Here is a 24,575-nt window from a genome sequence, read left to right as displayed (position 1 = left end):
CGCGCTGCACCGACCTGCCGGGCGGGCAGGGGCCTCGGCCCCGTGAGCCCCGCCCGGCGCACGACCGGAGGGCCTCGCTGCATCAGCGGGGCCCTCTAGGTGTGCGCCGCTGAGCCGCGTCCACCGTCTGGGCCGCAGGGACCGCTAGATGAAGGCGATCGCCCAGAACACCGTGAACGACTCGGCCACCACGGCCGGTACCCACAAGCCCAGCGACCTCCGTGTCGTCACCGTGTAGGCCACGGCGGCTGCGGTGGCAGCGAGGGCGACTGCGCCGTTCATCGTCATGGTCATGACGAAGAGCTGAGTCTGCTTCGGGGGGCTCTGTCCGTCGTTCGACAAGGTGAACCCGTACAGGAAGTAGAAGAAGGTGGACGCGACCACGCAGACCGTCACGACGAGGATCCACGCGACGCAGATGAGGATGACGTACGACACCAGGAGCTCCCCGCGGGCTGGCCGGCGACGGGGTCCGGCGGGAGCGTGATCGGCGGCCATGGTCGTGCTGCCTCCGGGAGACGTGGGGTGGGCAGGGAGTCGTCGACCGCGACGGCCGCGGCCCTGCGGAGGTCGACGTCGCGGTCGTGACGTCGCACCGATCCTCCCGTGCAGGGCGGCACCTCGCGGGCCATCCGCCGGAGCGTCCCTAGAATCAGCGCATGCCTTTCGACGAGTGGTACGACGACGCCACGAAGGAGGCCGCGACCGCGCGGGTCCTCCAGCGCAGGATGACCAACCCGGGCGACCGCAACGTGCTCACGGTGGTCTCCGACGAGTTCAGCGTGCCCCGGCAGACCCTCGCCGACTGGGTCGAGGAGGCGTCGCCCGAGTCCGCGGCCGCGCCCAAGAAGCCGCGCCCCAAGTTCTCGCAGGTCGTCCGCACGTCGAAGCCCGCCCCGGCCCTCGAGGAGGCGCCCCCCGCGGGCGAGGACGCTGAGGACGACCAGGCGGTCGCCGACGAGGTGGACGCCGCGGCGGCGGAGCCGACCGACGCGGACGAGCCGGTCGCCGAGGAGTCGGTGGTCACGGAGGACGACGCCGAGCCGGCGCCCGCGACGGAGGACACGGACGAGCCCGAGCCCGATCTGGAGCCGACGGACGACGAGCTGGACCAGGACGACGCCGAGGACGAGGACGACCTCGACACCGCCCCCGACGCGGAGCCGACACGCGACCCGCAGCCCGCCTCCCCCGCTCCCTTCTCCTTCGAGCCCGCTCCCCCCGCCCCCGCCGGCCGTGCCGCCGCCCTCGAGGCCGAGGCCGCCGCGCTCCGGGCCGACGTGAAGGCGCTCGTCGCCGCGCTGCGCATCCTGCTCGAGGCCTGATGGAGGTCACCGAGCTGCTCGCGGTGCTGATGACCGCGCTGCTCGTGATCGCGGCCGCGACGCTCGTCGGGCCGCGCCTGAGGGTCGCCGCTCCCCTGCTGCTCGTGGCGATCGGGGTGGGCGCGAGCTTCCTGCCCGCGTTCGCGGCGGTCGAGATCGACCCCGAGCTGATCCTCGCCGGGGTTCTGCCGCCGCTGCTCTACTCGTCGGCGGTGTCGATGCCGGCGATGAACTTCCGGCGCGAGTTCGGCGCGATCAGCGGCCTGTCGGTCGTGCTGGTGGTGGCGAGCGCCCTCGTGCTCGGCGTCTTCTTCATGCTGGTGCTGCCCGACCTCGGCTTCGCGTGGGGCGTGGCGCTCGGCGCGGTGATCAGCCCGACCGACGCGGTCGCGACGTCGATCGTGCGGCAGACGTCGGTGTCGAAGCGGGTGGTCGCCATGCTCGACGGCGAGAGCCTGCTCAACGACGCGACCGCGCTGGTGCTGTTGCGGACGGCGATCGTGGCGACCGCCGCCTCCTTCTCGGTCTGGGGCGCCGTCGGCACGTTCGCGTACTCGGTCGTCGTGGCCCTGGTGATCGGGCTCGTCGTCGGGGCGGCCAACCTGGCGCTGCGGCGGAGGGTGACGGACTCGACCGTCAACACGGTGATCTCGTTCGCGGTGCCCTTCGTGGCGTCGCTGCCGGCGAGCGCCGTCGGGGCCTCCGGGCTCGTGGCGGCGGTGGTCGCGGGCCTGGTGACCGGGGTGCGGGCCCCGCGCGAGCTGTCGCCGCAGAACCGCCTCTCCGACTCGCAGAACTGGCGCACGGTCGAGCTGGTGCTCGAGGGTGCGGTGTTCCTGACGATGGGCCTGCAGATCCGGTCGATCGTGGTCGACGTGCAGGAGGACCACGCCGGGGTGGCGCCGGCGCTGCTGATCGCGGTGGGCGCGCTGGTGCTGACGATCGTGGTGCGGGCGGCGTACGTGGCGCCGCTGCTGCGGGTGCTGTCGGCGAGGGCGCGGCACGCCGAGGCGATGCAGCCGCGGGTGCAGAGCATGCACGAGCAGATCCGCACCGAGGGGGCCGTCGGGCCCTTCGCCGAGATGAACCGGCGCGGTCGCTCCGGCCCGTCGCAGCTCGCCGCCGAGGCCGGGCCTGAGGGAGTCGCGGTGCCCGCCCCCGCGGAGGTCGCGTCGCCGTCCCCCTCCCCCAGTCTCGGCTCCGGAGGCTCCCGCACGGCCCCGCGCCGCGCCTCCCGCACCCGGTCGCGGCGCACGTCATCGCGGCGCACGTCGTCGCGGACCCCCTCGCAGCGGACGCTCGACCAGTTCACGAGGCGGGTGACGCAGGGCCTGGCCGACATCGAGTACTTCCTGAGGCAGCCGCTCGGGTGGCGGGACGGGACGGCGGTCGTGTGGGCGGGGATGCGCGGTGCGGTGACGGTCGCGGCGGCGCAGACGCTGCCGGAGGACACGCCGCAGCGTCCGGTGCTGGTGCTGATCGCGTTCGCGGTGGCGGCGCTGTCGCTGCTGGTGCAGGGCGGGACGGTCGGTCCGTTGCTGAAGCGGCTGTCGCCGCCGGTCGACGAGGCGGAGCTGCACGAATGCAACGAGTCGGAGCGGACGAGGATCTTCGAGCTGATGCGCGCGAGCGGCGACGCCGTGCCGGCCCCCGAGGCGCCGGTGCTCGAGCGCTCGAAGGAGGCGTTCGACGCGTCGGTGGCGCACACCCTCGCGATGCTGGCGGCGCAGCGGTCAGCCTTGCTCGACGCACGCGACAACGGCCTCTTCGACGCCGACGTGCTGGCCGACGCCCTCGCGAACCTCGACGCCTCGGAGATCGCGATCGCGCTGCGCGGGCGGCTCGCGGACTGACGGCGACTGACGGCGGACTGGTGCCCAGGACCGCCGGATCAGCTCGCGGAGTCGGCGGCCGGCTCGAGCGCCGGGTCGATGACGACGACGCCGGGGCCGTAGCGCTCGTCCGCCGACCGCTGCAGGGTGCCGTCGTCGACGATGACGTGGACGCGGGCCCGACCGTCGAGCTCCTCGACGCCGAGCACGGTGCCGTCGGTGCCGATCGCCGCGCGGTAGTCCTCGACGGCAGCGGTCACGGCCGGTGACGCTGCCGTGCCTGCGGTGTCGGACGAGCTGGGGGTGAGGAGGTCGACGGCGACGCCGTCCCACGGTCGGGCCGGGGAGGTCACGGTGAGCGCCGTCCCGTCCCACGTGCCGGTGACCTCGTACCGGCCCCAGGTCGTGCCCGCGGCGGTCTCGGCGCCCTCGAGGCCCGACCAGTCCCAGCCCTGCACGGCCGGTCCGTCGCAGATCGGCGGGTACGACTCGAGGACGACGTCGAGGCAGAGCACCGGGGCCGCGCTGCCGTCGCGGCTGAGGACGGTCGTGCGGGTGGTCAGCTCCTGGGCGGCGGCGGCCGCTGTGGCTCGCGTCGACGCGGGCGGCGGGCTCTGCTCTGCGGGGCTCGAGGCGCAGCCGGAGAGGACGAGCGCGACGGCGCCCGTGGCCGCGCAGGCCAGGGCGCGTGTGGTGAGCGTCGTCATGGTCCCTCATCCGTTCCGTGGGGTGGCCGGTGAGGAGGCGGGCGCCCTGCGGTGCGACGTCGCGCTGCCTCGTCACCGAGTCCTGCTCAGGCTGTCGCCTCCCACCGGCAGCGTCAAGCCCGAGCCCGAGCCCGAGCCCGAGCCCGAACTTGAGCCTGCGGAAGGCAGTGCCAAGATCGACGACGAGCCGCCGCTCCTGACGGTGCCATCGACGGGGGACAGAGATGACCGACACGACCGACCTCGAGGCCTGACGCATGACGACCGTCGACGAGGCCCGCGCCCTGCGCGACGCGGAGGGCCTGCGCATGAAGATCTTCGAGCCGCACCTGAACGACACCGACATGGTCGTGGTCGCGACGGGCGACACCGGGGGTTACCGGGTCTGGGCGACCGGCGAACGTGCGTCGCCGTGGGGGCGGACGACCGTCTACGACTCCGAGTCGGACGCCCTCGACGACGGCCTCGCGCGGGGGCGGGCAGGTCGCGACCTCGAGATCATCAGGGCCGATCGGCACGCTTCGTACGTGGCCGACATGACAGCCGTGGGCGCCACCGAGCCGTTCCCCGGCCCGCGGGGGTCGGTCGTCAGTCCCGTCCCCACGGGTCCGGGCCTCCTCGTGGAGTTCGCCGTCTTCTCGTCGTCGGCCACGGACGACAGTGGTCGCTACATCGACCGCGTCGGCTCCCTCCGCGGGCGCCCCGGCGAGGGCTGGCAGGCTGCCACCCCCACCACGACGCTGACCACCCACGACACCGTCGACGAGGCCGTCGCGGCCCTGCTCGACGCGACCGGCAACTGACGGAGGCGCGGGTCAGGTGACCAGCGCCTCCCCGAGACACGCGGCCGGTGGTCCGGCGCTGCTACTCCGCGTCCGCCGGGAGCGCGGACTCCGGCGCGCAGTAGTACGCCGCGTGCCACGCGCCGCCCCGGGTGCACTCGATCGGGACGTCCTCGCCCCGGACGGTGAGGGTCTGGTCACGGAGACCGCTGCCGTGGCGCCCCGTCGAGTACAGGAAGGTGAGGACGTGGCTGCCGTCGGCCGAGGTGCACTGCCAGGGGCGCTGCAGCCGCCAGCCGTCGATGCGGACGCACTCCCCCAGGGGCCGCGTCACGAGGTCGTCGTCGACGTACGACCAGGTGGCGGGGTCCGAGCGCTCCTCCTGGAGCACGCTGTGCGGCGTGGACTCCGCGAGCTCGCGCGGGAACGCCGCGTGGTCCCAGAAGAGGGCCCCGACGATCAGCACGGCGAACCCGGCGACGGCCACGCCGATGATGATCAGCGACGTCCGGAGGTCGCGCTTCTGCTGCGCCGTGAACGGCTTCGGCGGCTCGCGGGTCGTTCCAGGCTTCGACACGGTCCTCCTCGGCGCGGCGGGGTCGAGACGGACGTCGCCCCTGTGCCCGCGCGCGAGCACCCCCGCCTCGATCATCGCAGCCATCGGGCCGGAAGGCCTGCCGGCTGCACCCCCCGAGACCCGAGGAGGCGCGGGTCACCTCCCCGGGCCAGCCTCAGTTGCCACTTTGAGGGCCCAGGAGGAGCCCTCGACCCCTCAAAATGGCAACTGGGCGTTGGGGCCTCCGGCCGACGAGTCGTTCGCCTGCGAACATGCGTTGCCCGCGGGGCTGAGCGAGGGAGCGTGCCCCGCTTCCTGGCCCACCTCGACCTGGTGATCTCGGCCGTCGGGCCGAACAGCATCGACCTCGCAGGCCGGTCGCCGACCCCCGAACAGGCGTTCCGTACTGAGCGGAATTGTTCAGTACAGTGAGCTTCGTTCACGAGCGATGGAGATCAGGGCATGGCACGACGACGCGGGATCCTCGCGGAGATGCAGCACCAACAGCGCCTCTCGCAGGCACGCGCCAACGCGGCGGCACGGGCACAGACCCAGGCCCGCGCTCAGGCACAGCGCGCCAGAGCCGCGCAGGAGCGGGCGAACGCCGCCGCGGACCGCGCCAGTGAGGCGGAGCGCAAGCGGTACGAGCGCGAGGCCAAGGCAGCCTACGTCGAACTGCGGTCGGCAGAGGTCGACGAGCTCAACGAGGACCTGGCGCTGGAGTACGCCGAGATCGACGGGCTCCTCGCCGCCACCCTCGAGGTGGACGACTTCGTCGACCTCGAGAGCCTGAAGGTCCGAGTTGAGCACCCGCCCTTCCCCCGTTGGGACCTCGAGACACCTCTCGTCCCACCGCTGCCGACGCCGGTCCCCCCGGCCCCGGTCTACGTCGAGCCTCCTGTGCCCACCGGCATGTTCGGCAAGAAGAAGAAGTTCGACGAGGCGCAGCAGAGGGCGCAGGCCGAGTTCGCGCAGGCCTGGAGCCAGTGGGAGGCGTACCGGGACTGGATCCCGGGCCGCGACGCCGAAGCCGCTCGCGAGCACGCGGAGCTCGAGGCCGGTCGAGTCCAGCTGCTCGCGGTCGAGCGCGAGCGCTACGAAGCGTCGTGCCGCTTCCGTGAGTCCAAGGCGTCCGGGCAGAACTCCTCGATCGACGACCTGATCGCCGGCCTCGCCTACGGCGCCGTCGACGCGGTCAAGGAGTACGTGGGCATCGTGCTCGCCAACTCCGTCTACCCCGACTCGTTCCCGGTCGAGCACGAGGCCGAGTTCGACCCGGAGACCGCGGAGCTGCGGCTGCGCGTGACGGTGCCGGCGCCCGAGGCCCTGCGCACCATCAAGGCTTTCCGGTACGTCAAGGCGAGCGACGAGATCACGGAGACCCAACTCACCCAGACGGCGGCGAAGGAGCGCTACGCCGGGGCCCTCCACCAGGTGGCCCTGCGGTCGCTCCACGAGATCTTCGAGGCTGACCGCCGGGGCATAATCCAGACCATCTCGGCCGAGATCGGCCCGGAGACCAACGACCCGGCGACCGGTCGCCCGGCGTTCATCCCCCTGATCGCCGTCGCTGCCCCGCGTGACAGCTTCATGGAGATCGACCTCAGCGGCGTCGTGCCGCTGGCCACGCTGCAGCACCTCGGTGCCGCCGTGGCGAAGAACCCGTCTGCGCTGGTTGCCGTCGACGGCTCCGGCGTCCGTCGGTCATGACGATCGGAGAGCGACGGTTCAACCCTCCGCCCGGCTGGCCTCCTGTCCCGTCGGGATGGAAGCCCCCGGCCGGATGGACGCCTCCAGCCGACTGGCCTCCCGTGCCCGGTGGCTGGCAGCTGTGGATCGAGGAGGGCGGTGCGGCGCCGGCCGTGGTGCCGCCTGCACCGCCTCGAGCGCCGGCGCCCACCGTGCCCGCCTCGTCTGGCCACGGCGCATCTCAACAGCATGCCGCTAGCACGTCCGGTGTCGGTTCCCTCGACGGTCGACCCGACGCTGAGGCTCGCGCTCACCAGTTCGAGGCCGAGAACGTCGTCCTCCGGCGCCAGTTGAAGATGATGGAGCAGGTGACGCGCTCTAGCTCACCGGCGGCTCCGCCCGCTCCGGCACCTGCCGCTCCTCCTGCTCCGGCTCCGGTGGTCGTCTCCGACGCAGTCGAGCTGAACGACGCGCAGGTCCTGCAGGAAGTCGGCATCTACCGCTACCACCACCCCCTGGAGGACGCGGCCGCCTACCTGCCCAGGCTCAAGGACGTCGAGGCTCGGTACGCCGCACTGGTCCGAGAGGGCCACGCGATCGAGAAGTCCAACCTCTTCTCGTTCGACAACTCGCTCGCCAAGGGTCGCAAGATGACCGACGACCTCTCCAAGCTCATGCTGCGCGCCTACAACGCGGAGGCCGAGAACAGCATTCGCACCCTCAAGCTCGGCAACGTGCACACCGCCAAGAAGCGCCTCGAGGCATCTCGTGACGCCATCGCCAAGCTCGGCGTGATGATGGCGATGTTCATCAGCGACAGCTACCACGCGCTGCGTCTCGAGGAGATCGAGCTGACCGCGGACTGGCTGATGAAGAAGCAGGAGGAGAAGGAGGAGCAGCGCGAGGAGCGCGCCCGTCTCCGCGAGGAGGCGCGGGTCGAGAAGGAGCTCAAAGAACAGAGGGCGCAGCTCGACAAGGAGCGCACGCTCCTCATGCAGACGATCGCGCAGCTCCAGGCGACCGGGACGCCGGACGGGGATCTCGAGTCGCGGCTCGCGGCGATCGACCAGGCCATCGTCGACAACGACTACCGCGCCGCCAACATCCGGGCGGGCTACGTCTACGTCATCTCGAACCGTGGAGCGTTCGGTGAGGGCGTCGTGAAGATCGGTCTCACGCGACGGCTGGAGCCGACGGACCGTGTCCACGAGCTCGGCGGGGCGTCCGTCCCGTTCCGCTTCGACATCCACACCATCTACTTCTCCGAGGACGCCGTCACGCTCGAGACCGAGCTGCACCGGCACTTCGCCGGGCGGGCCCTCAACCAGGCGAACAGCCGCAAGGAGTTCTTCTTCGCGACGCCAGGGGAAGTACGGGACGTCCTCGCGAGCAAGGTCGGCAACCTTTTGGAGTTCAAGGACTCCGCCGACGCGACCGAGTTCTTCCAGTCCGTCGGGCGCTGGCCCGAGACTCACCGGACCGGAGCGGTCACCGCCTAGGAAGCCCGGGAAGGCACCTCCACGCAAGGGCGAACGAGTGCCACGAGTGCGCCCGGAGCCGATCATGAGACGATCCCGCCCCCGCCGACACTACGAGTCATGAGGAACACACAGGGGGCTGCGCCACCCAGCGCCGACAGGGCGCGCCTCGCAGCTGCGCGCAGCGGCGATCGCGAGGCGTTCGGCCGGATCTACGACGACCACGTCCGCCCGGTCTACCGGTACGCGTTCCGCATCGTGCGGAACACGGCCGATGCGGAGGACATCACCCAGGAGGCGTTCGCGCTGGCCTGGAAGAAACGCGACGACCTGCAGATCCTCGACACGTCGATGCTGCCCTGGCTGCTGGTCGTGACCCGCAACCTCAGCCTCGCCAGGTCGAGGCAGCGATCACGGACCACGGCCCTGCTCGACGACGCGTCGGACCAGGCCCGAGGCCCCGAGGCCTCCGCGATCGACCGTGAGCTGGCCCGGTCGATCCAGGACGCCGTCGAGCTGCTCACCCCCGTCGACCAGGAGCTCTACCGCCTCTGCGTCGTCGAGGAGCTGAGCTACCAGCAGGCTGCCGAGTCGCTGGGCGCGACGCACGGCGCCGTCCGGAACCGTCTCAGCCGCCTCCGCCAGGCACTCCGAAGCACCCTGACACCGCACACCGAAGGACTCCGATGACCACGACCCTCGGCCCCACCGACGAGCAGATCACCACCATGCGCCGCAGCGTCCTGGACGGCATCCCCGTCGCGACCCTCGAGGCGGAGAGAGGTGCGGCGCGAGCACGGCGTCAGCGCCGCAGTCCCGTCTACGCCGCGGTGGTGACGGCCGTCGTCGCCGCGGTCGTCGTCGGGAGCATCGTCCTCCCCCGCGCCGGCGACGAGGCACAGGCCGCCACCCTGCTGCGGGAGGCGGCGGCACTGACGGTCACCGCCTCCGATCCTGTGGTCGCACCTGGTCAGTTCCTCCGCACGACGACCGAGGCCGTCTACGCCACCGTCGGGCAGAACAGGGCCGGCGACATGGTCACGTACCTCGTGCCGTCGACGTCGACCGTGTACGAGCCGGGCGACCCCGCCGCCGAGTGGACCCTCGTCCGAGAAGACCACGAGCCCACGACCTTCTACGGCGACGACGCGGAACAGGTCGCGGAGGAGAACCGGGTCGAGAGCCCGGAGACGAACGGCACGTGGCGAGCGCGCGACGGCGCCTTCTACGGCACGCCCGCCGCGGACCCGGCGACGGCCGACCTGCCGCGCGACCCGCAGGAGCTCTACGACCACCTGGTGGCGAGCTACGACGGCGGGTCGAACAGCCGCGACGAGGCCACCTGGGTCGCGATCACGGACCTCCTCCGGACGGGCACGGCACCGGCGGACCTGCGGTCAGCGCTCTACGGGGCGGCGGCGCTCGTGCCCGGCATCGAGATCGTCGACGAGCACGTGACGATCAACGGCGTGACGGGGGTCGCCCTCGGTCGGGAGGAGCCGACGAGGTCCGAGCGCCAGGACATCGTCATCGACCCGAGCACCGGCGAGCTGATCGGCGAGCGCGTCGTGCAGCTCGAGGCGGCCTACGGCGCGCCGGCCGGCACCGTCACCGCCCAGACCTCGGTGACGAGGACGGTCGTCGACCGAGCGCCCTGACCGGCGATCACCCAGAGCACAGGAGGCGCGGGTCAGGCGACCAGTGCCTCCCTCGCCCCCGGCCCAGCACTAGGTTCGCCTCATGAAGCTCCTCGCAGGGATCACGGCGGTGCTCCTCCTCGCCCTGGGCCTGCTGGTGCTCGCGGTGAGGGCCGACCCCGACGTGCCGCTCACCCTCACGGCCGCCGAGACGGACATCCCGTGGTGCAGCACGGACGAGCCGGTGATCGTGGCCGACCTCTCGACCGACGCCCTGCCCACCTGTGCGCCGCACGGAGTCGAGATGCGCTTCCCCGACGGAGCCGTGATCGACCTGCCCGACGAGCCCGGCACCGGCGCCCGCTCCGTCGGAGTCCACGACTACACCTACGTCGACGTCGGCGTCTTCGGCATGTACGCCTCCCGGGCCGACCGCGCTTGCGAGCACGTCGAGCAGTGGGGCACCCCCGAGGCCGTGCGCCGCGTCACCGAGGCCTTCGGCGACGACGCCCCCTGCGTTCCCGACCGGGGCTGACCCGAGGAGTCGCGGGCCCACTCCCCCACACCCGTCACGTCGCCGTCCCCTCAGGTCGGAAGGGTCGTCGCCAGGACGTCGGCGATCCGCTCGAGGTCGGTGCCGGCCGCGACGGTGAGGCTGATCTCGGACCGCCAGGACGGCTCGGAGCGGAGCGAGACGACGAAGTCGACGTGAGACCCGGTGTGGGTCGCCTGGATCTCGAGATCGCCTTCCAGGCTCTTCCACTCCCTCGTGCCACGCCACCCGCGCCAGTGCCGGGAGAGGGAGGAGAAGTAGCGGACGACCTCAGGCGCGTCGTGGAAGAAGAAGACCCAGCGAGCCGCGGTGAGGCCCCCGCGGCTGATCTCGACCAGCACCTGCTCGCCGTCCTCGTGCGGTAAGCGCTCGACGTCGAGGACGGTCACGCCCTCCGGGCGCGTCCCCATGATGACGACCGGATCCATGGGGTCAGCTTGGCAGTGATGTGCGCTGCTCGGGGGGGGTCACCCGTTCGGCGCGACGAGCACCTTCGCGTGCGGGGTCTCCCCGCTGTCGAGCTCCTCGAGGAGGGCGAGCAGCTCGGCGAGCCCGACGGTGCCCCTGATCAGCGGGCCAGCGTCGACGGAGCCGTCGGCGAGGGCGCGCATGGCGCCGACAAAGTCGGAGTGCGTGTAGGCGAGACTGCCGACGACGGTGAGCTCGCGGCTCTGCCAGTCGCCGTACGACACCTCGGAGCTGGTCACCGGATACCCGAGGAGGGCGAGCGTGCCGCCGCGACGGACGAGCTCGGCGCTGGACTGAAACACGGAGGAGGCGCTCGTGCACTTGTGGAGGACATCCGCCCCAGCCCGTCGGTCAGGTCAAGGACCCGCTAATCTCAAAGTGCTGGGCGCCCGGGGAGTGCGGCACATCTGGCATTGGTGAAGGCGTTCCGCATAAGATTGAGGACAGCGTCTGGTCCACTCACCCCGCCCCCGAAATACGGAGGAGGAGAGGGTCACCGCATACGGCTGCTCGTTAGTTGATTCCTCCCCAGTACGGCCTCATCCGACGCGGGGCTAATGTATGGCAAGCCGAGAGAGCGTGTAATTTTCCGCGCCCTCTTAGCTGGCTGCCACGTCTAGCCCACCGACTTCGAACTGATCAGGGACAGCGGTGTACCCGATCAAGCGGATCCGGCTTGCCTGACGGAACATCGGCGGTGCATGCAGCGCGCTACTCCTGCCCTTTTGCGCTCTCTGACGGCGCCACAACCATCGTGGGAGCAATCAGTTCAGCCTGATAGTCGTGTACGTCATCAATAATCGCCAGCGGGCTGTGAACCAGACTTGTTATCACGAGCAGCGCCTCGGAGAAACGAACCACTGACTGCCACAGGTTTCTATTGGGGGCGATCGCGCTCACGAGACCGGGATCACGGCTTACCTGGCCACGGAAACGGTCTAGGTCATCAACGAGAGCATCGACGCCCCTGATGTTGAATAGGTCAAGGTCGCGCAGGGCCGCATGTGCATACCCCAGCAGGGTGGTTCGAACGGCTTGGGGCAGGCCGCTGGCTCCGTTGATCGCGTTGATCAGTTCAGACGCGCGCTGGCGCACTTCGTCGAGTTGTTCGTCGGCCGCCACCGCGGAATAGTGGTCCCTTTCTAGGGTTCGGCTACACATTCGCAACGCTGTAACGGTTCCCCTGTCGTACATGCCGTGCATTTGCCTCATGGGCTCATTGAGAATAAGGCAGCACGAGAGAGCGCCTCGGGCCTGCGCAAGAGCCTCTCCAAAATCTTCTCTATGCGCCTCATGGTCCGGGAGGTCGTAAAGCAAATCTTCAATGGCGTCAGGCAGGGAGAGCAACGGAGCGATGGCAGCGACTACCTCCGCGGCAGGGGCCTCTTGCATACCCAGATAGTGCGACCAGCCGGCCAAGACTGTCGCATTCGCGTCCTGCTGCCTACAAAATTCGAGAAAGCGGTACAGGCGACCAGCTGGGTTACCAAGGAAGACGTCCACGTGAGTGACATTACCTCACGGCTCAGACACCGCTGAGCATTGAGTGGCCCGCGCTCCTAGCTGGCACCGTAAGGCGGCCCGCATCTCTGAGCCTCTGCGACGTTTAGCCGTGGCGATTACGCAGACTACGGGTCTAGTTCCCGCGATGATTCGTCGTCCATGCCAATGTTGGCTCTCTGCCACTTCACGAGTCGGCGCGCTGCTGCGGGGTCCCTGGGGGCTTTATGGGTGGGCCGACCTCCGTCGAAACGCGCTGGGAAGTGGTTTGGGGGGAGAAGCCCCCACATATTCCGCCGAACGTGACCGTCGCAATTCTCACGGGCAGCTAGCCATCGTCAACTTAAGCGCACGGGAACGTGTTATTAATCCCCTAGCCTAATTACCCATGGTCATTTTCACGTCGAATTGTCATTATTCGTCGAAGTGAAAATATAGGCGGCAATTCGACAAATTAATCAGCAGGCGACACATGTCGACGGCAGCATTAGACGATCTGGAGTCTAGGGCCCAGATTCGCGTTCGCCAGCATCTCGTCTCAGCTTCAGACCCAGAGGGGCACAGGGCGACGAGTTTCCGAGTCCCCCGCACGGCTTGCGAGGGCAAGCGCGGACGTGGACGCCACGACATCTGTCAAACTCAGCTCATGTCTGTCATAAAGTGGCGTAGTTGGTGGCCTCGTATTGCCTGGGGATGTGGCGGTGCGGCCATCGGGGCGGGGGTCGTGTTCACAACAAATGTCGCGGATCGGCTCGACCTACCAGGCAAATGGGACCCAAGCTCGAAAATTTCCGTTGACACTCTCGGCACCTGGCTCGGGGCAATCGCAACCATTGCTATTGCGATAGTAGGTGGCCTCTTTGCTCGCAAGGTACGACTAAGACAAGAGAGAGTTCTACGAGAGCAGGTCGCTAGAACGAAACTGTACGAAGCGCAGCGCAGAGAAAGCGCCGCACTCCTCAGTGCCTACGATGTAAAATTCCGCGTACGCCTCGGCTCCGTTGATAGATCAGGATACTATAATACTTGGCTAGTCACAATGACTACCTCCACAACTGCGGCCGCGCTGGACGCTCAAGTATTTTATGAGGGAAAGCCACTAGGCGACAGCCTCGACCGGATTCCACACCGCGAAAATTGGTGGGTTTGGACAACCCCTGGGGATATGGATCTTTCACCCGCTACAAAGAATGAATTGACAGCTCGACAGCGCGTAAAACAAGTCGTAAGACATGCCGTCGAGGTTCACTTTTCCGTTGACGAGTTCCGATTCGCCAGGACAACCAAGGGGATCACAATAATCGGAAGACCCGCAGTCGCGGCAGAACCAGCGTCATAGCTCCCAGTGCATCTTCTTGAACGGATAGTGCAGACGGAAGTACCATTCACCAAGGTATTTGTTCGTATAAAGATGACGCACCCATTCGACTCCCCGGCCATCCTTGAATACAAGAATTAGATCAGCCTCAGGCGGTTCTGGACGCCTAAAATTAAGGCTCGTCTCCCCTTTGTCACCGGGGTAAATCATCTCCTCAAAGCCTCGCGGATTAAAAACGAGCGACGCCTTTTTCGTAGGACGCTTGCTCGTCAGCTGCCAGACGCTTGCACCGATAATTGGTCGATCTCCGGCGTTGTAATGGTGTACCTCGACGGTGGAATGAACCTTGACACCGTTTTTGAGCGTGCTAGATCCAACCGGGTAAGTAAAGAATGCATCGGCGTCGGAACGCCTGTCCTTTTTGCGGTCCCCGCGGAGAATCAGTACGGCCAAGAAAAGAGACCCCGAGGTCAGAAACGCCCCGACCCACGCCGGCGCGTTTCCCCAATCGATCGTCGGCCACCATGTGCCCCAGAACCAATTCCAGTCGTCGGCTATAAGTCCCCGTACATCCACCCCCCTGAATCTAGCCGAGTTACAAGGCCCAGCCGTGTGCCGCGAGTAAGATCCCACAGCGCCTCTTGGCTAGAGCCAGTAAGTGACCATCATGGGAAGCACTCTAAACGACCAGCATCCACGACATCCTTGCTGAGCTGCGATCGCAGTCCTAGGACGAGCACGACAACGGACATTCCCTCAAGCGCCTGCCGCAGGCCTGCCTGCGAACGGAGCCCCAGCACACCGACCTCTACGACAAGGTATGGCTGTGGATGGAGTACCCGCGCCCGGATGCCCGCACTGACACAGGGATCGACCTCGTCGCGCGCACCAGGGTGATCGGCGAGTACGTCTCAATCCGGTGCAAGTTCTACGGCGAGACGCCCTTACCGTGGCTGCGAGCCATTTGACCGACCTCATTAAGTTGGCTGATGCGATTCATGAGATAGGCGGCGACAGTAGGTCCCATCGACGATAGCGACGGCAAGTCGCGAATTGAAGACCAATTGACAACATAGCTCCCCAAGGTCAATGCGCGTCCGCGCCCGCTTAGCCTTGCACGTTGCGCTCCCGGATCCCCAAACCACGCCAATAGCACGAGTGGAAAGACTTCGTCTGGGGCCGAGACTCGCTAACGCTAAGAAGCGCAAGCCCTTTTATTGTGTGAGCGAGCGCCACGTAGTCTGCCTGACTGCACAAAGCGGACAGCTTGTTTAGGGGAGCCAATCTGCACGCGCCGTCGACAACGTTCGGCTAGCTAGGCATGTCCACGAACCGCGAGAACATCCCGTGGAACGCCACCGTGATCGTGTCCGTCGGCCCGTTGCGGTGCTTGGCGACGATGAAGTCGGCCTCGCCCTGGCGGGGGTTGTCCTTCTCGTAGGCCGACTCGCGGTGCAGCAGGATGACCATGTCGGCGTCCTGCTCGAGCGACCCCGACTCACGCAGGTCGCTGATCGCGGGCTTCTTGTCGGCACGCTGCTCAGGGCCACGGTTCAGCTGCGACAGCGCGATCACCGGCACCTGCAGCTCCTTCGCCATCAGCTTCAGGGCTCGCGAGAACTCCGAGACCTCCTGCTGACGGCTCTCCACCCGCTTGCCCGACGTCATCAGCTGCAGGTAGTCGATCACGACCAGCTTCAGGTTGTGCTGCTGCTTCAGACGACGGCACTTCGCCCGGATCTCGACCAGCGTCATGTTCGGTGAGTCGTCGATGAAGAGCGGGGCGTCGTTGATCCGACCTCTCACCTGGGCGATGTTCGTCCAGTCACGCGCATCCACCGTTCCCTTGCGCATGTTCTGCAGCGGCACGCTCGACTCCGCCGACATCAGACGCATCGCGATCTCGCTGCGCCCCATCTCGAGCGAGAAGAACACCGACGCCTGCCCGTGCTTGATCGACGCCGCCCGCGCCAGGTCGAGCGCCAGCGTCGACTTACCCAGGGCCGGTCGCGCGGCCACGATGATCAGCTGCCCGGGGTGGAACCCGTTCGTCAGCGCGTCGAGCTGCGCGAAGCCGGTCGGAACGCCGGTCATCTGACCGTCACGGCCCTTGGCCGCCTCGATCTCGTCGATCGCGACCGTCACGGCCTCGTTCAGCGGCACGTAGTCCTCGGTCTGGACTCCCCCGGCCACGTTGTAGACCTCGGCCTGCGCGTTGTTGACCAGGTCGACGACCTCGCCCTCGCTCGCGTAGCCCATCTGCACGATGCGCGTACCGGCCTCTACGAGGCGGCGCAGCACGGCCTTCTCCGCCACGATCGAGGCGTAGTAGCCGGCGTTCGCGGCCGTGGGCACGACGCCGGTCAGCGTGTGGAGGTACTCCGCGCCTCCGGCCCTCGACAGGTCGCCCGACTTCATCAGCTCGTCGCTGACCGTGATGACGTCGGTGGGCTCGCCGTGCGAGTACAGACCGAGGATGGCGTCGTAGATGACCTCGTGCTTCGGCACGTAGAAGTCCATGCCGCGCACCGTCTCGATGACGTCGGCCACGGCGTCCTTGCTGAGCAGCATGCCGCCGATGGTGCTCTGCTCGGCGAGGAGGTCGTGCGGAGGCACGCGGTCCATCATGTTGCCGCGGTCGCCGCCGCCCTTCCGGTCACGGTCGCTGGTGTCGTTGGCGAGACCGAGGTGGGCGATCGACATGGGACCTCCGGAGGAGAAGAGACGGTGTTCGGGGCCGTGCCGGGCAGCACGGGAGGCGCTCGAGACCGTTCTACGGCAGACCCCCGACAACCCCTGACCAGACCGTCGCGACCCACCCTGACGAGCGCTGGTACACCTTATGGACACCTAGTTCTCCACAGCAAACAGCCCTGTGGATAACTCTGGGGAGAACCGGTGAGAAACGCCGGAGGCGGTTGGGGACAACTGTGGATCGACCTGTGGAGAAAATGGGGATTCCGCTCGGTCTACCGGCTTTGACCTGGGGTTTCCGTTTCCCCACCCTGTGTGCAGAAAATAGTCTGAACCAGGAGTTGAGACTCCCGATTTGACAACTGCCTGTGGACGAGAGATTTGACACGGAGGCTCGCGGACCTGTACGGGCACGGCTCGTGTTCAGCTTCCGGCAACCCGCTCGTTCGGGGGTGGCGGGTGCCCGAGCCGACCCGCGACTCCCCCGGGCCCGCCGCCCGCACAGCCCGCCGGCGCGCCCGAACCACCGACTGATCAACGAACCACGTCAGAACGTGGTTCGTTGATCAGTCGGTGGTTCGCGGGGTTGCGCGCGGGGCGCGCGTGGGCCTGGATGGAGTCAGCACGGGCGACCACGCCCGGCCACCGGACGACAGGGGGACGGGCATGACCGACGGCCCCTCCGCCCCCGCACTGCGCGACGCCTCGACCCGCACCGGCCCCTACGCCCTCACCGGCCTGCTCGTCGGCGCCGTCGCCGGGCTCGTCTCCCCCGTGACCGCCTCCGCCCTCACGCTCACCACCGACGGCGACCTCCTGAGCAGCTCGTGGGCTGCCGCGCCCGGCCTCGTCATCGCGTGGCTGATCTTCGCCTGCTTCACCGTCCCGGTCGGCCTCGTCGCCGGGGCGCTGCTCGGGGCGCTGGTGTCGCTCTTCCGGCCCGTCCTCGCGGGGGCCTCACCGCGCCTCCGCGTCCTGGTGCTGGGCTCGATCTCGGCGGCTCTGTCGACGACGGCCATGGTGCTCGTGGGCGGGTTCCTGCTGCCGTGGCCCGGCTGGGTGCTGCCGGGCGTCGTGTTCGGCGCGCTCGGGCCGCTCCTCGCCGAGCGCTCGGCCGCCGCCCGCGACCGCCGCCGGGCCCTCGCCGAGCTCGACGGCGACCGGGCCTCGTCGTGGGCCGTGTTCTGACGCCCGGTCTCCCCGGACGCTGAAGAACCCCGTTCCGATCAACACACCCCGACGTAGCGGGGTGCGATGAACGGAACGGGGTTCGGCAGGGCGCAGCAGGCGAGCTAGAACGGCACCCCGCAGCGCAGCACCACGTTCGCGAACGGGGTCGCCTCGCCGGTGCGCACGAACAGCCGCGCGGTGCCGCTGAGCCGCTTGAGCTCCTCGTGCGACACGTGCGCCACCTCGAGCCCGAGCCCGAGCCCGCCGCCGCCGCCGTCGCCGCCGCCGCCGCCCGCACCGAACCGCGCCTCGATCACCTCACCAGCAGCAGCCCCGCGGCTCTCCGCCGCCGCCGTCACGCCCTCGACGACCAGGTCGCCCAGCAGCGCGTCCAGCACCCCGGCGAAGCTCGGCAGCCCGTGCACGACCGCGAGGTCGACGACCGGCACCCCGACCGGCTGCGGCAGCCCGCAGTCGGCCACGACGACGAGGTCGCCGTGCCCGAGCCGGCTGATCGCCTCGTTCAGCTGCGCGTTGAGCAGTCCGCCGCGCTTCACGCGCGGCCCTCAGCAGCAGAGCCGGCCCCCGAGGAGGCGCCCCCACCGTCCCCAGGAGCAGCCACGTCACCGTCCAGGTCGGAGCCCACAGACGGCAGCTCGTCCCCCAGCCCCGGGTACGACGGCTGAGTCCCCGCACCCGTCACCGAGTACGCCCCCACCCGCACGGCCTCGTGCGCCGCCTCGAGCAGGGTCGCCCCCGCCGCGAGCCGCGCCGCCAGGGCGCCGACGAACGCGTCGCCGGCCCCCGACGAGTCGACCGCCGCCACGCGCGGCGACGCGACGTGGTGCAGTCCGGAGGAGTCGGACACGATCGCACCCGCACTCCCGCGCGTGAGCACCACCGAGGGCACCCCGTGCTGGCGCAGGGCGGTGACGACCGCGGCGTCCGCGTCGCGCGCCTCCCCCAGGCTGTCCGAGCCGTCGGTGGGTCCGCCCTCGGGCGAGTCGGAGAAGAGCGAGACCGACGAGACGGCGTCCTCACCGAGTTCAGCGGCGTCGGCGACCGACGCCGAGCCCTCGAGCGCCGCGAGCAGCAGGCGCCCCTCGTGCTCGTTGAGCACCAGCGGGTCGGCCAGCCGCACGACCTCGGCGTCGACCGCGACGACGGGCGCCAGGTTCAGCAGCACCCGCCCGGTCGCGAGCCGCGCCGCGTGCTCGATGCCGTCGGCCGGGATCTCGCCCTGCAGCACGACCACCGCCGCCGAGCGCAGCACGTCGGCGTGACGCTCCACGGCGTCGTGCCCGATCGACGCGTTGGCGCCCGGCACGACGACGATCGTGTTCTCGGCGTCGTCGCCGACGCTGACCACGGCCAGCCCGGTGGGGCCGGCCACGACCTCGACACGCGACGTGTCGACGCCGCTCTCGGTCAGCAGCGGGGTCGCCGCCGCCGCGTGCACGTCGTCGCCGACGGCACCGACCATGACGGTCGTCGCCCCGCGACGCGCGGCCGCGACGGCCTGGTTCGCGCCCTTGCCGCCGGGCAGCAGCACCATGCCGGTGCCGATGAGCGTCTCGCCCGGACGAGGCAGGCGCGCCACGGTCACGACCTGGTCGACGTTGATCGACCCGACCACGACGACCGTGCCGGTGCCGGCAGCAGGAGTGCCCGGGCGGGCGCCGTCGGCGGGGGAGTCCTGGGCGTCGGCCCCGGCCTCCCCACCCGCCGCAGGCCCGCCGGAGGCGCGGCGCGGCTCCCCCGAGCCGGTCACGTCACCGACGATCCCGGCCTCGAGGCCGTACCCCGCGCCTCCCTCGGTCCCGACCTGCCCGGCACCGGCCGCGCCGGCCGCGCCGGCGTCGCCGCCCGCACCGACCTGCCCGGCAGCCGCCGCACCCGCACCCGCCTCATCCGCACTGCTCATCAGCTGAAGTCACCCACGTTCTCCTTCGTCACCGTGATGACGTCGACGGCCTCGTCGGCCGCCCCGTCGTCGTCGATCGCCTTGACGGCCTGGTCGACGGCCAGTGCACCTAGCTTGGCGGGCTGCTGGGCGATCGTGCTCGACATCGTCCCGGCCTCGACCGCCTTCAGGCCGTCCTCGGTGCCGTCGAAGGCCGCGACCTTCACGTCGGTGCCGGCGCGCGAGCCGAGCGCCTGGATCGCTCCGAGGCCCATCTCGTCGTTCTCGGCGAAGACGCCGACCGCGTCGGGGTGCGCCTGCAGCAGGTTGGTGGTCACGTCGAGCGCGGTGGCGCGGTCGAAGTTCGCCGTCTGCTGGCCGACCACCGTGATGCCCGGGTAGGCGGCGATGCCGTCGGCGAAGCCCTGGCCGCGGTCACGGCTGGCCGAGGTGCCCGCGACGCCCTGCAGCACGATGACCTCGCCCTGCTCGCCGATGGCGGCGGCGAGGGCGTCGGCGGCCTGCTTGCCGCCGGCCACGTTGTCGCTCGCGACGAACGAGGCGACGTCGGCGCCGTTGACGGCCCGGTCGACGGCGACGATCGGCACCGACGAGTCGTTGAGCTGCTTCGCGGCGGGGCCGGCGGCGTCGCTGTCGACCGCGTTGAGGATGACCGCGTCGGCGCTCGAGGCGGCCGTCGCGAGCTGGTTCGCCTGCGTGGCGGAGTCGTTCTGCGCGTCGACCACCTCGAGGTCGACGCCCTGCTTCTTCGCCTCGGCGACGGCGCCGTCGCGCAGCTCGACGAAGAACGGGTTGTTGAGGGTGCTGAGCGAGAGCACGACGGTGGGCTTGTCGGCCTCACCGGCGGGGGTGCGGTTGCAGCCGGCGGCGCCGGTCGTGATCAGGGCGGCGATCGCCGCGATCGTGGCGGTCTTGCGGAACGAGGTCGACTTCATCGTGGGTCCTTCGTGGGGTGCGGGTGGGGGGTGGGGGAGAAGAGGAAGGGGAGCGTGGGAGGCGCGGTGCCGGCACCCGGGGGAGCCCGCCGGGGCGGCGCGGCGCGTGGTGTCGGCCACGGGACGCTCAGCGGCCGGGCGGCCGTAGCGCTCAGGCGTTGCGCGTCTTGCGCCGCAGCACGTCGACGCCGACCGCCAGCGCGATGACGACGCCGATGACGACCTGCTGCCAGAACGACGTGACGTTCAGCAGGTTGAGCCCGTTGCGGATCACGACGAGCACGAGCGCGCCGATGATCGTGCCCGAGATGCGCCCGACGCCGCCGGCCAGGCTCGCGCCGCCGATGACGACGGCGGCGATCGCGTCGAGCTCGTAGCCCGAGGCCGCCTGCGGCTGGGCCGAGTCGAGGCGGCCGGCCAGCAGCAGGCCGGCCAGCGCGGCGAACAGCCCGGCGAGGCCGAAGACGACCACGACGATGCGCTTGACGGGCAGGCCCGACAGGCGCGCGGCCTCGGCGTTGCCGCCGACGGCGTACATCGAGCGGCCGATGACGGTGCGGTTGAGGATGAACGACGCTATCGCGGCCGCGATCACCAGCACGATGATCGGCACGGGCACCGGCCCGACGTTGCCGCCGAGGAAGGAGACGGCCGGGGGAGTCGCGATCGGGCGACCGTCGGAGACCACGAGGGTGAGCCCCCGCGCCACGCTGAGCATCGCGAGCGTCGCGATGAACGACGGCAGCTTGCCGTACGCGCTCGCCAGGCCGTTGACGACACCGGCGAGGAGGCCCGTGCCGAGCCCCAGCACGAGCGCCAGTCCGCCGGGCAGCCCCGCCGTGGCGAAGAACCAGCCCGACACCATGGCCGACAGGGCCGCGACCGAGCCGACCGAGAGGTCGATGCCGCCGGCGACGATGACGAAGGTCATGCCGAAGGCCAGCACGGCGACCGTCGACACCTGGATGCCGATGTTGAGCAGGTTGCGCCCGGTGAGGAAGTCCGGCGTCGCGATGAAGAGGGCGAGGCAGAGCACGACGAGCCCGACGAGGGCGCCGTTGGCGGCGAGGAACGCCTTGATGTCGAAGGAGCGTCGCTGCGCCTTCACGGTGGTGGTGGTCATCTGGGTCGTCTTCCTGGGTTCGTCTGTCGGGGTCAGTTCGTGGGGGCGACGTCGCGGGCGGCGAGCGTCATCAGGGCGTCCTGCGTGGCGTCGGCCGCGGCGACCTCACCGGCGACGACTCCGTCGCGCATGACGAGGATGCGGTCGCTCATGCCCATCACCTCGGGCAGCTCGCTGCTGACCATGACGACGGCTCCGCCGGCGGCCGTGATCGCGTTGACGAGCTCGTAGATCTCGACCTTGGCTCCCACGTCGACGCCCCGGGTGGGCTCGTCGAGCAGCAGCACGGTCGAGCCGGCGATGATCCAGCGGCCGAAGACGGCCTTCTGCTGGTTGCCCCCGGAGAGCGAGCCGATCTGCTGGTCGATGTCGCGCATCCTGATGCGGAGGCGCGACGCGACCGCCTCGGCCGCCGAGCGCTGCCCGGCGAAGTCGACCAGCCCGGCCCTCGCGTTGCGGGCCAACGTCGCGTAGCCGAGGTTGTCGTTGACGGAGGCGCCCAGCACGAGGCCCTGCGCCTTCCTGTCCTCGGGCACGTGGCCGACGCCCGCGGCGATCGCCCCGGCGACGTCGCCCTTCTTCAGCACCACGCCGCGGACGCTGACGGTGCCGGAGTCGTACTTGTCGACTCCCGCGATCGCCCGGACCACCTCGGTGCGGCCGGCGCCGACGAGCCCCGCGATGCCGAGCACCTCACCGGCGTGCACCGTGAAGCTGACGTCGCGGAAGACGCTCGAGGTGAGGCCCTCGACGCGCAGCACCTCCTCGGCGGAGTCGGCCGGGCCGGTGCCGCGCGGGTACTGCTCGTCGATGTCGCGGCCGACCATCAGGCGCACGAGCTCGGCCTCGGGGGTGCTCGCCGGCACCTCGGCGACGAACTTCCCGTCGCGCAGCACGGCCACGGTGTCGCCGATCTCGGCGATCTCGTCGAGGTGGTGGCTGATGAAGAGCATGCCGACGCCGCGGGCCCGCAGCTGCGCGACGACGGAGAAGAGCTGCTCGGTCTCGTGGCGGGTCAGGGCCGCGGTGGGCTCGTCGAGGATGAGGATGCGCGCGTCGATGCTCAGCGCCTTCGCGATCTCGACGAGCTGCTGGCGGGCGATGCCGAGCGTGCCGACCTTCGTGTCGACGTCGACGTCGAGGCCGATCATCTCGAGGGCGGCCCGGGCGCGGCGCTTGAGCTCGCGACGGTCGACGATGCCGAACCTGCGCGGGAAGCGGCCCATCATCACGTTCTCGGCGACGCTGAGCGAGGCGACGAGGTTGAGCTCCTGGTGGATCGTCGCGATGCCGAGCTTCTCGGCCGCGAGCGTGCCGGGCAGCGAGACGGGCTCGCCGTCGACGAGCACGCGGCCGCCGTCGGGCTGGTAGACGCCCGACATCATCTTGATCAGCGTGGACTTGCCGGCGCCGTTCTCGCCGAGCAGCACCTGCACCTTCCCGGCACGGACGTGCACGGTGACGTCGTCGATCACCGTCACCGGGCCGAACGACTTGCTGACGTGGTCGAGGGTGAGCAGCGGGCGATCGTCGTCGATCGTGGGGGTCATGGTCAGTTCCTGCCGAGGGATCGGGGCGGTGTCGGGACGGGAGAGGACGAGGAGGCGCGGATCACCAGTTCGCTCACGAGCGTCACCGACTCCGGTCGCCCCCCGGAGATGACCTCCTGGAGCAGTGCGACGGCGGTGGCGCCCATGTCCTCCACGCTGTGCGAGATGACGGTGAGGGCGGGGTCGATGAGCGAGAACCACTCGATGTCGTCGAAGGCGACGACCGCGACGTCGCGGCCGATGCGCAGGTCGAGGCGGTGCAGCATCGCGATGGCTCCGACGGCCATCAGGCTGTCGGCGGCGAGGATGGCGGTCGGCGGCTCGTCGAGGCTGAGGAAGGCGTGGACCGCGGCCGAGCCGCTGGCGGACTGGAAGTCGCCGACGTGCACGAGCGCGGGGTCGTCGCTGAGGCCCTGCTCGGCGATCGCGGCCGTCCACGACTCGAGCCGCTCGCGACCGGTCGAGACGCTCTGCGGGCCGGCGATGTAGCCGACGCGGGTGTGGCCGAGCTCGGCGAGGTGGCGCACGGCGGCGCGGATGCCGGGGCCGCTGTCGGTCGTGACGCTCGGCACGTCGAGGCCGGGCACCGTGCGGTCGACGAAGACGGTCGGCACCTCACGGGCGAGCAGGGCCTCGATGCTGGCGGAGTCGGTGCCCTGCGGGGCGACGACGACGCCGTCGACGCGGCGCGAGATGAGGGTGTCGAGGTAGCGGTCCTGCTGCTGCTGGTTCTCGTTGGCGTTGCCGAGCAGCGTGACGTAGCCGAGCTCGAGCAGCGCCTGCTCGATGGTGTGGGCGAGGTCGGCGAAGAACGGGTTGCGCACGTCGGAGACGAGCAGGCCCACGGTGTCGGAGCGCGTCGAGCGGAGGGCCCTGGCCTGCGCGTTGGGGCGGAAGTCGAGCTCGCGGACGGCCCGCTCGACGAGCTCGCGCGACTCGGCGGAGGTCGACGGGTTGCCCGACAGCACCCGCGACGCGGTGGCCGGGGACACTCCGGCGCGCGTGGCGACGTCCTTGATCGTGACGGCGTTCATCGGGCTCTACCTCGTCGTAGTGGGGCTGTGGAATCGATTCCATGGAATCGATTCCATGACCGTACGCGAGCGTCCCCGCCCTGTCAACCCGCGCCTCCCTGGCTGTGCCGACCGCGCCTCCGGGGGCGACCCACACCAAGAACCCGCGATCGGACATCGCACCCTGGCGCACCGGGGTGCGATGTCCGATCGCGGGTTCGACGGGGGCGTGGGGCGGCCCACGCCCGCCGCACCCGCCCCCACGACGCACGAGAGCGGCGACCCCCGAGGGGGCCGCCGCTCTCGTGACGGTGCAGGCGC

The 24,575-nt window shown here is 69.9% G+C and carries 23 protein-coding genes and 1 pseudogene; 10 read left to right on the top strand and 14 right to left on the bottom strand.

The annotated features are described in order from the left end of the window. Positions 1 to 144: 144 nt before the first annotated feature. Positions 145 to 438: a hypothetical protein gene (locus FHR77_RS13865; protein WP_167261020.1), complete on the bottom strand. Its 294-nt coding sequence runs from the start codon at positions 436 to 438 to the stop codon at positions 145 to 147. Positions 439 to 659: 221 nt separating this feature from the next. Between FHR77_RS13865 and FHR77_RS13860 the strand changes: the two genes are divergently transcribed. Together FHR77_RS13860 and FHR77_RS13855 are read left to right on the top strand one after the other, a co-directional pair. Beyond that, positions 660 to 1,325 carry a hypothetical protein gene (locus FHR77_RS13860; protein ID WP_167261018.1) on the top strand — a complete coding sequence of 222 codons (666 nt, stop codon included), beginning with the start codon at positions 660 to 662 and terminating at the stop codon, positions 1,323 to 1,325. After that, positions 1,325 to 3,178, top strand: coding sequence for a cation:proton antiporter (locus FHR77_RS13855; protein ID WP_167261016.1), 1,854 nt, complete (start codon positions 1,325 to 1,327; stop codon positions 3,176 to 3,178). The genes FHR77_RS13860 and FHR77_RS13855 overlap by 1 nt, the downstream gene beginning before the upstream one ends. Before the next feature lie 38 nt (positions 3,179 to 3,216). Here FHR77_RS13855 and FHR77_RS13850 read toward each other — a convergent pair whose 3' ends face one another. After that, positions 3,217 to 3,864, bottom strand: coding sequence for a hypothetical protein (locus tag FHR77_RS13850; RefSeq protein WP_167261014.1), 648 nt, complete (start codon positions 3,862 to 3,864; stop codon positions 3,217 to 3,219). Between the two features lie 257 nt (positions 3,865 to 4,121). Between FHR77_RS13850 and FHR77_RS13845 the strand changes: the two genes are divergently transcribed. Then, positions 4,122 to 4,667, top strand: coding sequence for a hypothetical protein (locus FHR77_RS13845; protein WP_167261012.1), 546 nt, complete (start codon positions 4,122 to 4,124; stop codon positions 4,665 to 4,667). Between the two features lie 61 nt (positions 4,668 to 4,728). Here the strand turns inward: FHR77_RS13845 and FHR77_RS13840 are convergent, their stop codons facing one another. Further along, positions 4,729 to 5,223: a hypothetical protein gene (locus FHR77_RS13840; RefSeq protein WP_167261010.1), complete on the bottom strand. Its 495-nt coding sequence runs from the start codon at positions 5,221 to 5,223 to the stop codon at positions 4,729 to 4,731. Between the two features lie 441 nt (positions 5,224 to 5,664). Between FHR77_RS13840 and FHR77_RS13835 the strand changes: the two genes are divergently transcribed. From FHR77_RS13835 to FHR77_RS13815, 5 genes are all read left to right on the top strand, one after another. Next, positions 5,665 to 6,912: a hypothetical protein gene (locus tag FHR77_RS13835; protein WP_208380833.1), complete on the top strand. Its 1,248-nt coding sequence runs from the start codon at positions 5,665 to 5,667 to the stop codon at positions 6,910 to 6,912. Positions 6,913 to 7,259: 347 nt separating this feature from the next. Continuing rightward, positions 7,260 to 8,390, top strand: a complete 1,131-nt coding sequence (locus FHR77_RS13830) for an SNIPE associated domain-containing protein (RefSeq protein ID WP_341777386.1) — start codon at positions 7,260 to 7,262, stop codon at positions 8,388 to 8,390. Between the two features lie 99 nt (positions 8,391 to 8,489). Next, a complete protein-coding gene (locus tag FHR77_RS13825; RefSeq protein WP_167261006.1) occupies positions 8,490 to 9,059 on the top strand; it encodes an RNA polymerase sigma factor in 570 nt (189 codons plus the stop codon). Next, entirely contained in the window at positions 9,056 to 10,027 is a 972-nt protein-coding gene (locus FHR77_RS13820; protein WP_167261004.1) for a CU044_5270 family protein, read from the top strand. The genes FHR77_RS13825 and FHR77_RS13820 overlap by 4 nt, the downstream gene beginning before the upstream one ends. A gap of 82 nt (positions 10,028 to 10,109) precedes the next feature. Next, on the top strand, positions 10,110 to 10,541 hold the full coding sequence (locus FHR77_RS13815; RefSeq protein WP_167261002.1) for a hypothetical protein: 432 nt from the start codon (positions 10,110 to 10,112) through the stop codon (positions 10,539 to 10,541). Between the two features lie 50 nt (positions 10,542 to 10,591). Here FHR77_RS13815 and FHR77_RS13810 read toward each other — a convergent pair whose 3' ends face one another. The 4 genes and pseudogenes from FHR77_RS13810 to FHR77_RS13795 all read right to left on the bottom strand — a co-directional run bounded on the left by FHR77_RS13810 (position 10,592) and on the right by FHR77_RS13795 (position 14,421). Further along, positions 10,592 to 10,987 carry a DUF6228 family protein gene (locus FHR77_RS13810; protein WP_167261000.1) on the bottom strand — a complete coding sequence of 132 codons (396 nt, stop codon included), beginning with the start codon at positions 10,985 to 10,987 and terminating at the stop codon, positions 10,592 to 10,594. A gap of 39 nt (positions 10,988 to 11,026) precedes the next feature. Beyond that, positions 11,027 to 11,356: pseudogene (locus FHR77_RS13805) on the bottom strand (hypothetical protein); the annotation flags it as partial. A 382-nt stretch (positions 11,357 to 11,738) separates the two neighbouring features. Then, positions 11,739 to 12,530 carry a hypothetical protein gene (locus FHR77_RS13800; RefSeq protein WP_167260998.1) on the bottom strand — a complete coding sequence of 264 codons (792 nt, stop codon included), beginning with the start codon at positions 12,528 to 12,530 and terminating at the stop codon, positions 11,739 to 11,741. Between the two features lie 1,330 nt (positions 12,531 to 13,860). Further along, positions 13,861 to 14,421, bottom strand: a complete 561-nt coding sequence (locus FHR77_RS13795; RefSeq protein ID WP_167260996.1) for a hypothetical protein — start codon at positions 14,419 to 14,421, stop codon at positions 13,861 to 13,863. Between the two features lie 188 nt (positions 14,422 to 14,609). Between FHR77_RS13795 and FHR77_RS16770 the strand changes: the two genes are divergently transcribed. Next, positions 14,610 to 14,813: a restriction endonuclease gene (locus tag FHR77_RS16770; RefSeq protein ID WP_167261448.1), complete on the top strand. Its 204-nt coding sequence runs from the start codon at positions 14,610 to 14,612 to the stop codon at positions 14,811 to 14,813. Positions 14,814 to 15,156: 343 nt separating this feature from the next. Here FHR77_RS16770 and dnaB read toward each other — a convergent pair whose 3' ends face one another. After that, positions 15,157 to 16,548 carry a replicative DNA helicase gene (gene dnaB / locus FHR77_RS13785; RefSeq protein WP_167260994.1) on the bottom strand — a complete coding sequence of 464 codons (1,392 nt, stop codon included), beginning with the start codon at positions 16,546 to 16,548 and terminating at the stop codon, positions 15,157 to 15,159. 657 nt (positions 16,549 to 17,205) lie between these two features. Here dnaB and FHR77_RS13780 point away from each other — a divergent pair. Beyond that, positions 17,206 to 17,727: a hypothetical protein gene (locus tag FHR77_RS13780; protein ID WP_167260992.1), complete on the top strand. Its 522-nt coding sequence runs from the start codon at positions 17,206 to 17,208 to the stop codon at positions 17,725 to 17,727. A 104-nt stretch (positions 17,728 to 17,831) separates the two neighbouring features. Here the strand turns inward: FHR77_RS13780 and rbsD are convergent, their stop codons facing one another. From rbsD to FHR77_RS13750, 6 genes are all read right to left on the bottom strand, one after another. Beyond that, positions 17,832 to 18,266: a D-ribose pyranase gene (gene rbsD, locus FHR77_RS13775; RefSeq protein ID WP_167260990.1), complete on the bottom strand. Its 435-nt coding sequence runs from the start codon at positions 18,264 to 18,266 to the stop codon at positions 17,832 to 17,834. Beyond that, positions 18,263 to 19,633, bottom strand: a complete 1,371-nt coding sequence (locus tag FHR77_RS13770) for a PfkB family carbohydrate kinase (protein WP_208380829.1) — start codon at positions 19,631 to 19,633, stop codon at positions 18,263 to 18,265. The genes rbsD and FHR77_RS13770 overlap by 4 nt, the downstream gene beginning before the upstream one ends. Continuing rightward, a complete protein-coding gene (locus FHR77_RS13765; RefSeq protein ID WP_167260988.1) occupies positions 19,633 to 20,568 on the bottom strand; it encodes a substrate-binding domain-containing protein in 936 nt (311 codons plus the stop codon). The genes FHR77_RS13770 and FHR77_RS13765 overlap by 1 nt, the downstream gene beginning before the upstream one ends. Positions 20,569 to 20,719: 151 nt before the next feature. After that, a complete protein-coding gene (locus FHR77_RS13760; protein ID WP_056058181.1) occupies positions 20,720 to 21,691 on the bottom strand; it encodes an ABC transporter permease in 972 nt (323 codons plus the stop codon). Between the two features lie 32 nt (positions 21,692 to 21,723). Next, complete coding sequence (locus FHR77_RS13755) at positions 21,724 to 23,241, bottom strand: sugar ABC transporter ATP-binding protein (protein WP_167260986.1); 1,518 nt, start codon at positions 23,239 to 23,241, stop codon at positions 21,724 to 21,726. A gap of 2 nt (positions 23,242 to 23,243) precedes the next feature. Next, the gene (locus FHR77_RS13750) at positions 23,244 to 24,275 is read right to left on the bottom strand and encodes a LacI family DNA-binding transcriptional regulator (RefSeq protein WP_167260984.1); all 1,032 of its coding nucleotides are present in this window, start codon (positions 24,273 to 24,275) and stop codon (positions 23,244 to 23,246) included. Positions 24,276 to 24,575 lie beyond the last annotated feature (300 nt).

This window comes from Frigoribacterium endophyticum (assembly GCF_011759585.1).
GTDB classification, from domain to species: Bacteria; Actinomycetota; Actinomycetes; order Actinomycetales; family Microbacteriaceae; genus Frigoribacterium; species Frigoribacterium endophyticum.
The sequence above is the reverse complement of the archived record's forward strand: the minus strand, read 5'-3'. Positions and strand labels throughout refer to the sequence as shown.